Raw genomic sequence first — 9,647 nt, forward strand, 5'->3', positions numbered from 1 at the left:
CAAGATCCACACCAACCGCCCTGCCCAAAAGCGCGTAAGCGAGGCAGACTCGCAGACATGCCGGATCGTCCCGACTACGCCGCGCTGACGCGAGGGCAGATCGCGCTTCTCGACCGGATCAACGCCGGCGAGGCCGGACTGGCCGTGCTGAACCAGCTGGTCCGCCTCGCCCAGGACGTGCTGGGCGGGCTCGGCGCCGGCTTCGCCGAGTACAGCCCCGGCCACGGCCGGATCATCGCCGCCGCCGGCGTCTGCGCCCGCGCGCTCGGCCGCCGGGTGGAGCTGGCCGGCAGCCCGCTGGCCACCGGCCGCCGGACCCAGCTGCTGCCGCTGGAGGAGGTCAACGACGAGTTCGCCGGGCAGATCGAGGGCGGCGACCGGCACCGGATGCTCGGGGCGCGGTGCGAGATCAGCGGCCTGGCCGTCGGTTCCCTGCACGTCTACTACGGCGAGGACGACAGCGAGCCCGGCCCCGAGCACCACGACGTGCTGGAGTTGCTCGCCACCAACATCGCCCACATGTACGGCGACCAGGCCGGCCTGCCGGTGCACGGCGACGGCCCGGTGGTGGCCGCCCTCTCCGACGGGCTCACCATCATCGACCGCGACTGCGTCGTGCAGCTCTGGAACCCGGCCGCCGAGCAGCTCACCGGGCGCAGCGCCGCCGAGATGCTCGGCCGCGAGCTGCCCTTCCCGGTGCCGCCGCCCGGCCAGGTGCTGGTCCACCGGCTCCCGTCCGGCCGCCTGCTCAAGGTAACCGCGGGCGACCTGCCGCACACCCCGGCCATGCGGGTCGTCACGTTCCGGGACTCCACCGACCAGGACCGCCGGCACGAGGACCGCGACCTGTTCGTCGCCGTCACCAGTCACGAGCTGCGCACCCCGGTCACGGTGATCAAGGGGTACGCGGACACGCTCACCAACCACTGGCAGACCCTGGGCGAGGACGGGCGTCAGGAGGCGGTCCGGGTGATCGGCGCCCGCGCCGGCGAGCTGGCCCGGCTCGTCGACCGGCTGCTGTCGGCCACCAGCGACGACGGCGAGGTGGCCGGGCACCCGCCCGGGCCGTTCGACCTGGCCGAGGGCCTGCGGCAGGCGGCCGCGGACCTGCCGGTGGACCTGCGCCGCCGGCTGGTGCTCGACGGGCTGCCGGCCGAGCTGCCGAAGGCGTTCGGCGACCGCGACTCGCTCGCCACCATCCTCACCGAGCTGGCCACGAACGCCGACAAGTACTCCGACCGCGACACCGAGGTCGAGGTGAGCGCGGCGGCCGACGAGGCGACGGTGACCTTCCGGGTGGCCGACCGCGGCATCGGCGTCAAGCCGGAGCACGTGGAGCGCGCGTTCGAGCGCTACTGGCAGGGCGACTCCCACGACCGCGGCCGCAACCCCGGCGCCGGCCTGGGCCTGTACCTGGTCCGCCGGATCGTGGAACGCCAGCACGGCTGGGTCTCGCTGCGCCCGCGCGCCGGCGGCGGAACGGTCGCGGAGGTCCGCCTCCCCCGGGCCTGACCGGATGATCCTTTTCGCCGCGGCGGCCCGGAGTGCCGGGATCGGGCGGCCACCGCCTAGGCTGATTCGCCGTGAGCAAGCGTCGAAACCCCCGCGCCGCCGCCAACGCGGCCCCCAAGCGCCAGAAGGTGCGTGACATCTTCGTCGCCCGGCCGTTCGAAGGCCTGGCCGACGAGCCGGAGTGGATCGCGCTGCGGGAGCTGGTTCCGGCCGCCTCCGCGCCGCTGACCCTCAAGCCCGAGATCATCGAAGAGTACGGGGACCGCCCGGTCACGCTCTCGACGGTGCTCCCGATGGCCTGGCCGGCGATGACCCGCCAGGACGGGCGCGTCTTCGTCGGGCTGCAGCGGCACGTGCAGTCCGGCGACGTGTCGCGGGACATCGCCGTGGCGATCCTGTGCGCCCTGAAGACCGAGCCGGGTGACACCGTCGCCGTGCCGGCCCTGCCCGGCGAGGGCCCGCGCCTGCAGGACATCCTCGTCGACGGCCCGCTGGACATCACGATGCACGACGGCTTCGAGTACTGGCTCGACGCCGAGCAGGCCGAGGACCCGAACGTGAAGGCTTCGCTGGAGCGGGCCAACGCGTCGATCTACCCGACCGTGCGGATGGGGGTGCCGGCCGCGTACTGGTGCCGGGTGCAGCCGGACAAGTCGCACGTGCGCTGGGTGCTGCCCCAGGACGAGGACCCGGCGCTGGACGCGCTGGCCCGCCTCTCCGCGAGCGGCGACCTGCTGCTCGGCGAGCACACCAAGTTCGCCGGGATGTTCCGGGCCCACGGCCGGCTGGTCCCGGTCTGGGATGTGCCGGGTGAGCCCGAGGCCGGCGACTGGGAGGCCCCGCTGGCCGACTTCGCCAAGCGCTACAGCGACATCCTGGCCGAGACGGCGCCGCTGGACGCCGCTGGACGCCGCGCCAAGCAGGGTCTGGTGAGCCGGCAGCTGACGCTGCGCTGACGGCCGCGCTCCGTTCGGCGGGGTGCGCTTCCCCCGCCGAACGGGACGGACAGGCTCGCGTGTGGTCCGTACAGTGCCGGTATGCGCTTGTCCATCGCCGCGCCGGTCGCCGCGGCAGTTCTGCTGTCCGTCCTGCCGGCCGCACCGGCCCTGGCCGAGGCGGACACCGCGGCGCCGGAGGTCCACTCGATCACCTTCGCCGAGTCGTCGGTGACGGTGTCCGGCCTCGAGACCCACTTCGTCGAGGTGCGGGTCCGCCTGACCGACGAGACCGGGGTCCAGCAGCAGGACTACGTGCCCAGCGACCAGGCGGCCGGCCCCTCCGTGGAGGTCGACGGCGGTCTCAACCGCTACGTCGTGCTGCGCCGGGTCGAGGGCACCGACCAGGACGGGATCTGGGCCGGATCGATGCCGGTCACCTCGGCCTGGAGCGGGACGATCGAGCCGGTCGGCATCAACGCGATCGACAAGACGTTCCGCAACACCCTGGACCTCGATCCCCGTACGGTCGTCGACACCCCGAGCCTGCAGGTGCAGAGCTCGCACCGGCCGATGATCGAGATGACCTTCGCGCCGGAGCCGGCCGACAGGACCAAGCCGGTGACGCAGCGGATCCGGGCCTGGGACAACACCACCGGCGACCCGTGGCCCAGCCTGCCGTTGCAGGTCGGCTCCGACAACAGTTGCGTGGAGGACGCGGGGACCCTGTCCGCGCGGACCGGCGCCGACGGCATCTACCAGCGGACGCTGAACGCCAACGAGGCGCAGTGGCTGCAGTGCGCCTGGGTGACCGGCACGGCCCGGCCCGGCGTGCCCTGGCCGCCGACGATGCTCGCGGTCGACAGCGCCCACGTCCGCTACAGCCGCTACGCGGTGAGCGCGACGCCCGCCGCGACATCCGTGCCGGCCGGCACCAACGTCAACGTCGACGGCAACGTCACGCCGCTCGCGGTGGGCAAGACCGTACGTTTGCAGCGGCTCTACCCGGACAACATCTGGCGCCAGGTCAGCACCGGTCAGGTCCGGGCCAGCGGCCGGTACACCGTGGTGGCCACGCCGGGAGGCCAGGCCACGTACTCGTACCGCGTCTACGCGCCGGGTGACGCCGCCGCGGTCGGCGGGACCTCGAAGGTCTTCACCATCCGGGGCACCTGAGCGCGCTACATTGCGTCGATGGAGGACCGCTTCGCCGGCGACGCGCTCGACCTCTCGGTGTGGCTGCCGTACTACCTGCCGCACTGGAGTTCGCGCGCGTCGTCCGCGGCGACGTACCGGGTCACCGGTGGTGAGCTGCGGCTGAGCATCCCGCCCGAGCAGGGCCTGTGGTGCCCGGAGCTGCACGAGGAACCGCTGCGCGTGTCCGGCATGCAGAGCGCGAGCGGCTCCGGGCCGGTGGGCAGCCCGAGCGGTGGTCAGCCGTTCCGCGACGACCTGCTGGTGGCCAGCGAGGAACCGGAGTTCCGGGGCTACACCCCGCTCTACGGCCACGTCGAGGTGCGCGCCCGCGGCGTGCTCTCCCCGCGGTCCATGATGGCCTGCTGGCTCGCCGGCATCGAGGACAAGCCGCAGCACTCGGGCGAGATCTGCGTGATGGAGATCTTCGGCGACGCGGTCCGGCCGGGCTCCGCCGACGTCGGCCTCGGCCTGCACGCCTTCCGTGACCCCGTCCTGACCGAGCAGTGGTCCACGGTGCCGCTCGACATCGAGGTCACCGAGTTCCACACGTACGCGGTCGACTGGCAGCCCGGCTCGCTGGTGTTCAGTGTGGACGAGGCCCGGGTACGCCGGATCGACCAGTCCCCGAACTACCCGATGCAGCTGATGCTGGCGGTCTTCGACTTCCCCGGCAAGGCCACGGGCGAGGACCAGGCGCCCGTGCCGGAGCTGATCGTCTCGCACGTACTGGGGTCGTGACGCCCGTCAGAGTGGCACGCGCTCGATCGGGCAGCTCATGCAGCGCGGGCCGCCCCGGCCGGAGCCCAGCTCCGAGCCGCTGATCGCGATCACCTCGATGCCCGCCCGCTCGAGCTGGGCGTTCGTCTCGACGTTGCGCTCGTACGCCACGCAGAGCCGCGGCGCGATCGCCAGCGTGTTGTTGCCGTCGTCCCACTGCTCGCGTTCCGCGGTGACCGGGTCCAGGCCGGTGTCGATGATCCGCAGCCGGTCGATGCCCATCGCCTCCGCGGCCGCGTCCAGGAACGGCCGGGACGGGCCGACCGTCGGCTCGCCGTCGAAGCCGGCGGTCACCGGGTACGCCCGCAGGGTGTCCGCGATGTTGGGGTACATCACCACCGCGTCGACGTCGACCATCGTGCAGACCGTGTCGAGGTGCATGGTCGCGCGTTCCTGGGCGATCGGCACCGCCAGGATGGTGTGGGCCAGCCCGGCCGCGAACACCCGGCGGGCGAGCCGCTCGGCGCCGGCCGGCGTGGTGCGCTCGCCGACGCCGATCGCCAGCACGTTCGGCGCGAGCAGCAGCACGTCGCCACCCTCCACATGCTCCAGACCGGGCTGGTAGAGCAGCTCGGTGCCGGCGAAGCGCGGGTGGTGGGTGTAGATGGCCCGGGTCAGGGTGGTCTCCCGGTCGCGGGCCGGCATGGCCAGGCTGGTGACCGCCACCCGGTCGCGCACCCAGACCGAGGAGTCGCGGGTGAACAGCAGGTTGGGCAGCGGGTCGATGACGAAGTCCAGCCGGTCCATGAGCTGGTAGACCAGCCCGCCCGAGCGGCCCGGTCCCGGCTTGACCTCCTCGTGGGCCAGCCCGGCCATCAGCACCTGGGCCAGCTCGCGCGGCGCCAGGTCGGCCAGGTGGGCGGCGACCCGCTCGCGCAGGGTGTCGCCGAGCCGGGAGGTGTCCAGCACGCTCGCGGTCAGCGCCTCCCGGGCGGCGCTCACGGCCAGCGTCTGCTCCAGCAGTTCGCCCAGGTAGAGCACCTCGACGCCGCGCTGGCGCAGGGCGGCGGCGAACGCGTCGTGCTCCTCCTGGGCCCGGCCCACCCAGGGGATGCCGTCGAACAGCAGGGAGTCGTTGTTGCGCGGGGTCAGTCTCGCGAGCTCGGCGCCGGGCCGGTGCAGCATCACCGTGGCAAGCCGGCTCACTTCGCTGTCGACGTAGTGGGCCACGGGACGAGCCTAGGGCGGATCGGCCGTCCCGGCGCGCTCACCGGAAGTCCGGCCGCAGAGCCGCACGCCGTGGAGCCGGACTGTGACTTAGCGCGCAGATTTTTGAGACAACGCTGCGCTAGCAAGGTAGGTAAGGCTAACTTGGCGGGGACGTTTCGGATTCTTGGGGAGCCCTAGGTCGCGTGATGCACCATACGGAAAAAGAACTTGTCCGTGAATGCGGCATTCATCCCCACTCATTCCGCTTTCTTTCCGGTCCGATGACTTGCTTGAGTACCGGGTCCAACACGTACCGTAGTGGAAAGAGAGCCCGATGGACCTTTTGCCGGAGGTCGCAGTGACTGTCTTCCCCGCACGCCCTGCCCTGCCCGTACCGTCCCGCAACTATCCGCCCGCCATCGATCCTCGGCGCACCGCACCGCCCGCGGCGCTCGAGCCTCGCCCCAGCCCCGTCGAGTGGGCCCGCCGACGCCGCGCCGAGCGCGACGCCCGCCGCCTCGAGGCCGCCGGTGCTCGCGCACTGACCCGCCTCGACCGGCTCGGACCCGCCTGGCACATCGTCGACTGGCCCCGCACCGACTCGCTGGGCCACGAGAGCGACCCGACCGACGACCGCGCCGGATTCCTCGCGATCGGCCCGGGCGGCGTCTACGCCGTCACCGTCGCCGACCACGGCCGCGCCCGCGTGCTGATCGCCGGGGACGTCGTCCAGATCAACGGCAAGCGCCCGGCGTACGTGGCCGAGGCGCGCCGTGACGCCAAGCGCGCCGGCCGGGCGATGAGCTCCGCCGTCGGCCTGAGCGTGCCCGTGACCCCGGTGCTGGCGTTCGTCGGCTCCGGCGTGATCAGCGTGCACGGCCTGCCGAAGGACTGCCTGGTCGCCACCCACAAGGAGCTCGACCGGCTGCTGATCGCCGGTGGCGCGCGGATCTCCCCCGCCACCGCCGGCAAACTGTCAGCAGTGGCACAACAGCCCGCCACCTGGGCGAACGCGCCCTACCGGCCCACCGGGGACTACCGGTGGCTGCCAAGCGGCCAAACGGCCGCTGACAAGCGGGCGACCCGCCGGTAACGTTCCTTCCGAGCACCGCCTGCCGTCGAGCTGACGTCAGCGACGCCGGCCGGACACCCGACAATCGAGGCTAAGCTTCGGATCGGGCGGGTCCGGCCGGAGTCAGGTCACGTCGGCCCGTCCGGCGTCGGATGAAGAGAGGGAGGTGCGGGTGGCGCACGTCGAGCTCTCACTCTCGGGAGCGTTCGTGCCGCAGGCGCGTACGCCGGCCGAGTCCGAGTTCGTCTCCAGCGTCGACCGCTGGGCGGCGACGGTCTGGCAGGCCGTCGAACCCTGTCTGGTCATCGACACGGCGTTCCGGATCGTGGCCGTGTCGCCGTCGGCGAGCGAACTCCTCGGCCTGGGCAAGGGCCTCGACGCGGTCGGGCAGCCCCTGCTCGGCGGCGACGGCTCACTGCGGCTGATCGACTTCACGGCCGGCGGGGGCGACCTCACCGAGCAGGAGATCGAGAAGATCCCGCCGCTGCTCGCGCTCACCAGCGAGCGCCTGGCCCGCGGCCTCATGCGCGTCCAGCCCACCGGCGAGGACAGCCATCTGACGGTGGACGCGATCGCCACCCCCCTGGTGGAATCCGGCCGGGTCGCGGCGTCGCTGACCTTCTTCTCGGCAATCCGGTACTAGTCACCCTTTCGTGTGGCGATCAACGCACCCGCTACCCATTGGGATCGTGGGGGTCCGGACCGTAGTGTTCCCCTCATGCTCGATCTAGATCTGCTACCAGCGGAGTACGCGGTGTGCCGGCTGCCGGCCGGTTCAGCCCTGCCGGCCTCCCTGAGCAGCGGTCCGGACGACAAGAGCGTCATCTCGGTGACCTGGGCGCCTGACGAGCTGTCGGTGATCTGCCCGGCCGACCGGGTGCCGGACGGCGCGACCGTCGAGGCGTCCTGGCGCTGCCTGCGCGTCGTCGGCCCGCTCGACCTCGCGCTCACCGGCGTGCTGGCCTCGCTGATCGGCCCGCTGGCCGACGCCCGGGTCAACATCGTGGCGTTCTCCACGTACGACACGGACTATCTGCTCATCCCCCAGGTGCGGCTCACCGAGGCGGTCGACACATTGACCGCCGCCGGTCACCGGCTCGCCTCCGCCTGACCGCAGCGGGACCCGGCCGGAAGTCCTACCATGGGCGCGTGCAGCGCAACGTCCGCCACCGGCTCCTGGCCCTCGCCGGGCTCCTGACGCTGCTCGCCGGGTGCGGGGAACCGCCGGCGCCCCCACTGACGGCGCCACCGCTGGACGGCAGCACAGGCGCCTCCACGTCCGCCTATCCGCTCCCGAGCGGCCTCACCGTGCCCGCGCCCGTGCCCACCGGCATCCTGCCGCCCGCCACGCTGCCGACGGTGCCGTACGTACCGCCCGCGACGCTGCCGCCGGTCGCCACGACGCCGCCGCGGACCACCACCACGACCACCACCCCGCCGGCCCCGACGGTGTCCCTCGCGCCGAAGTGCCGCAGCGGGCCGACGCCGGCGCAGATGCTCGCCGTCCTGAAGGGCCTGCCGGGGATCCCGGACCGCAAGCTCGCCGTGGCCGACGGCCCGTACTGCGCGGGATCCTGGCAGTTCGCCGCGGTGCAGATCGCCGGCGAGGACCCGAAGGAGGCCGAGCAGCTGTTCGTCGTCACCACGGGCACGCCCACCGCCCTCAAGGTGATCGAGGCGGGGACCGACGTCTGCAGCGTCGAGGTGCAGAGCAAGGCGCCCGCCGGCATCCGGGCCCGGGCCTGCGGGGCCTGACCGGACGGCGAGCCGCCCGCACCGCCGTACGGGCGGTTGCCGCTAGGCTCGGCCCATGCCGGGAAACCCGCCCACCCGCTTCGTCTACCTCGGCCCCGAGGGCACCTTCACCGAGCAGGCGCTGCGCACCATCCCCGCCGCCGAGCACGGCATCCGTACGCCTGCCCGCAGCGTCCCCGAGGCGCTGGAGGCGGTACGCAGCGGGGAGGCCGACGCCGCGCTCGTGCCGCTGGAGAATTCCGTCGGCGGGGCCGTACCGGTCACCCTCGACGAGCTCGGCACCGGCGCGCCCCTGGTCATCACCCGCGAGGTGGTGCTGCCGGTGGAGTTCGTCCTGGCCGCCCCCCGACTGACCGGCCTGCACCGGATCCGGTCCGTGGCGGCGCACCCGCAGGCCTCCGCCCAGTGCCGCACCTGGCTGAGCACCCACCTGCCCGACGCCGTGGTCGTGGACGTGCTGTCGAACGCGGCGGCGGCGATCAGCACCGCGGCCGGCGAACACGACGCGGCCATCTGCGCGCCGATCGGGGTCCCCCGCAACGGCCTGACCGTCCTGGCCGAGAAGATCTCCGACCACGCCGACGCCGTCACCCGCTTCGCGCTGCTGACCCGCCCCGACAAGCCCGGCCCGCCCACCGGCGACGACGTGACCTCCCTGGCCGTGATGATCGACCACGACCGGGTCGGGGCGCTGCTGTCGGTACTCACCGAACTGGCCGTCCGCGGCATCAACCTGTCGCGGATCGAATCCCGCCCCACCGGCGAACAGCTCGGCGTGTACGTGTTCTTCCTGGACTGCACCGGGCACGTGGCGGAGCCGCGACTGGGCGAGGCGCTGCAGGGGCTGCGGCGGATTTGTGCCGAGGTGCGGTTCCTGGGGTCGTACCCCCGGCACCGCTGGTCGACGGCTGCGGCTGCGGAGCCGCTGCCGTCGCAGCCGGGTCTGACCAATGCGGACTTTGCGGATAGTGCGGCTTGGCTTTCGCGTTTGCGCGCTGGTGACCCGAGCTGACGTTCGGCGGGGTTCTGCCCTGTAGGGAGCCGGCAGGTCGGTGATCGGGTGCTGCCGGGTTTGCCTCAGGAGTTGGTTTGGGGTGGTGCCGCGCTCGCGCTGCCTACTCGCACTCTGCCCGCCGTTGCGCTCGAACGGCTCTGCCCGCCCACTCCGCCGTTCCGCTCGCTCGCACCGCCCGCCGCTGCGCCCGCCCGCTCCACCCCGCCGCTGCTCCCGCTCGCACCACCCCGCCGCC

At 72.9% G+C, this 9,647-nt stretch carries 10 protein-coding genes; 9 read left to right on the forward strand and 1 reads right to left on the reverse strand.

Going from position 1 to position 9,647, the window contains the following annotated elements; all coding sequences use genetic code 11:
* Positions 1 to 57 precede the first annotated feature (57 nt).
* The 4 genes from Ani05nite_RS16070 to Ani05nite_RS16085 all read left to right on the forward strand — a co-directional run bounded on the left by Ani05nite_RS16070 (position 58) and on the right by Ani05nite_RS16085 (position 4,382).
* A complete protein-coding gene (locus tag Ani05nite_RS16070; RefSeq protein WP_203769127.1) occupies positions 58 to 1,512 on the forward strand; it encodes a sensor histidine kinase in 1,455 nt (484 codons plus the stop codon).
* 71 nt (positions 1,513 to 1,583) lie between these two features.
* Positions 1,584 to 2,468, forward strand: coding sequence for a DUF5926 family protein (locus Ani05nite_RS16075; protein WP_203769128.1), 885 nt, complete (start codon positions 1,584 to 1,586; stop codon positions 2,466 to 2,468).
* 81 nt (positions 2,469 to 2,549) lie between these two features.
* A complete protein-coding gene (locus Ani05nite_RS16080; protein ID WP_203769129.1) occupies positions 2,550 to 3,623 on the forward strand; it encodes a hypothetical protein in 1,074 nt (357 codons plus the stop codon).
* Positions 3,624 to 3,641: 18 nt separating this feature from the next.
* A complete protein-coding gene (locus Ani05nite_RS16085) occupies positions 3,642 to 4,382 on the forward strand; it encodes a glycoside hydrolase family 16 protein (RefSeq protein WP_203769130.1) in 741 nt (246 codons plus the stop codon).
* 6 nt (positions 4,383 to 4,388) lie between these two features.
* Here the strand turns inward: Ani05nite_RS16085 and Ani05nite_RS16090 are convergent, their stop codons facing one another.
* Entirely contained in the window at positions 4,389 to 5,591 is a 1,203-nt protein-coding gene (locus tag Ani05nite_RS16090; RefSeq protein WP_203769132.1) for an arginine deiminase, read from the reverse strand.
* Positions 5,592 to 5,928: 337 nt separating this feature from the next.
* Between Ani05nite_RS16090 and Ani05nite_RS16095 the strand changes: the two genes are divergently transcribed.
* The 5 genes from Ani05nite_RS16095 (at position 5,929) to pheA (ending at position 9,409) form a co-directional block, all read left to right on the forward strand.
* Positions 5,929 to 6,663, forward strand: a complete 735-nt coding sequence (locus Ani05nite_RS16095; RefSeq protein ID WP_203769166.1) for a hypothetical protein — start codon at positions 5,929 to 5,931, stop codon at positions 6,661 to 6,663.
* 151 nt (positions 6,664 to 6,814) lie between these two features.
* The gene (locus Ani05nite_RS16100) at positions 6,815 to 7,285 is read left to right on the forward strand and encodes a hypothetical protein (protein ID WP_203769134.1); all 471 of its coding nucleotides are present in this window, start codon (positions 6,815 to 6,817) and stop codon (positions 7,283 to 7,285) included.
* Between the two features lie 75 nt (positions 7,286 to 7,360).
* Positions 7,361 to 7,753 (forward strand): ACT domain-containing protein, encoded by a 393-nt coding sequence (locus Ani05nite_RS16105; protein WP_203769136.1) that lies wholly within the window; start codon positions 7,361 to 7,363, stop codon positions 7,751 to 7,753.
* A 38-nt stretch (positions 7,754 to 7,791) separates the two neighbouring features.
* Complete coding sequence (locus Ani05nite_RS16110; RefSeq protein WP_203769138.1) at positions 7,792 to 8,397, forward strand: hypothetical protein; 606 nt, start codon at positions 7,792 to 7,794, stop codon at positions 8,395 to 8,397.
* A gap of 55 nt (positions 8,398 to 8,452) precedes the next feature.
* A complete protein-coding gene (gene pheA, locus Ani05nite_RS16115) occupies positions 8,453 to 9,409 on the forward strand; it encodes a prephenate dehydratase (RefSeq protein WP_203769140.1) in 957 nt (318 codons plus the stop codon).
* Positions 9,410 to 9,647 lie beyond the last annotated feature (238 nt).

Origin of the sequence: Actinoplanes nipponensis (assembly GCF_016862275.1) — a bacterium.
Lineage (GTDB): Bacteria > Actinomycetota > Actinomycetes > Mycobacteriales > Micromonosporaceae > Actinoplanes > Actinoplanes nipponensis.

Coding starts and splice junctions, on each gene's coding strand:
- Ani05nite_RS16085 (WP_203769130.1), top strand. CDS start 3,642: ATGGAGGACCGCTTCGCCGGCGACGCGCTCGACCTCTCGGTGTGGCTG.
- pheA (WP_203769140.1), top strand. CDS start 8,453: ATGCCGGGAAACCCGCCCACCCGCTTCGTCTACCTCGGCCCCGAGGGC.
- Ani05nite_RS16080 (WP_203769129.1), top strand. CDS start 2,550: ATGCGCTTGTCCATCGCCGCGCCGGTCGCCGCGGCAGTTCTGCTGTCC.
- Ani05nite_RS16070 (WP_203769127.1), top strand. CDS start 58: ATGCCGGATCGTCCCGACTACGCCGCGCTGACGCGAGGGCAGATCGCG.
- Ani05nite_RS16105 (WP_203769136.1), top strand. CDS start 7,361: ATGCTCGATCTAGATCTGCTACCAGCGGAGTACGCGGTGTGCCGGCTG.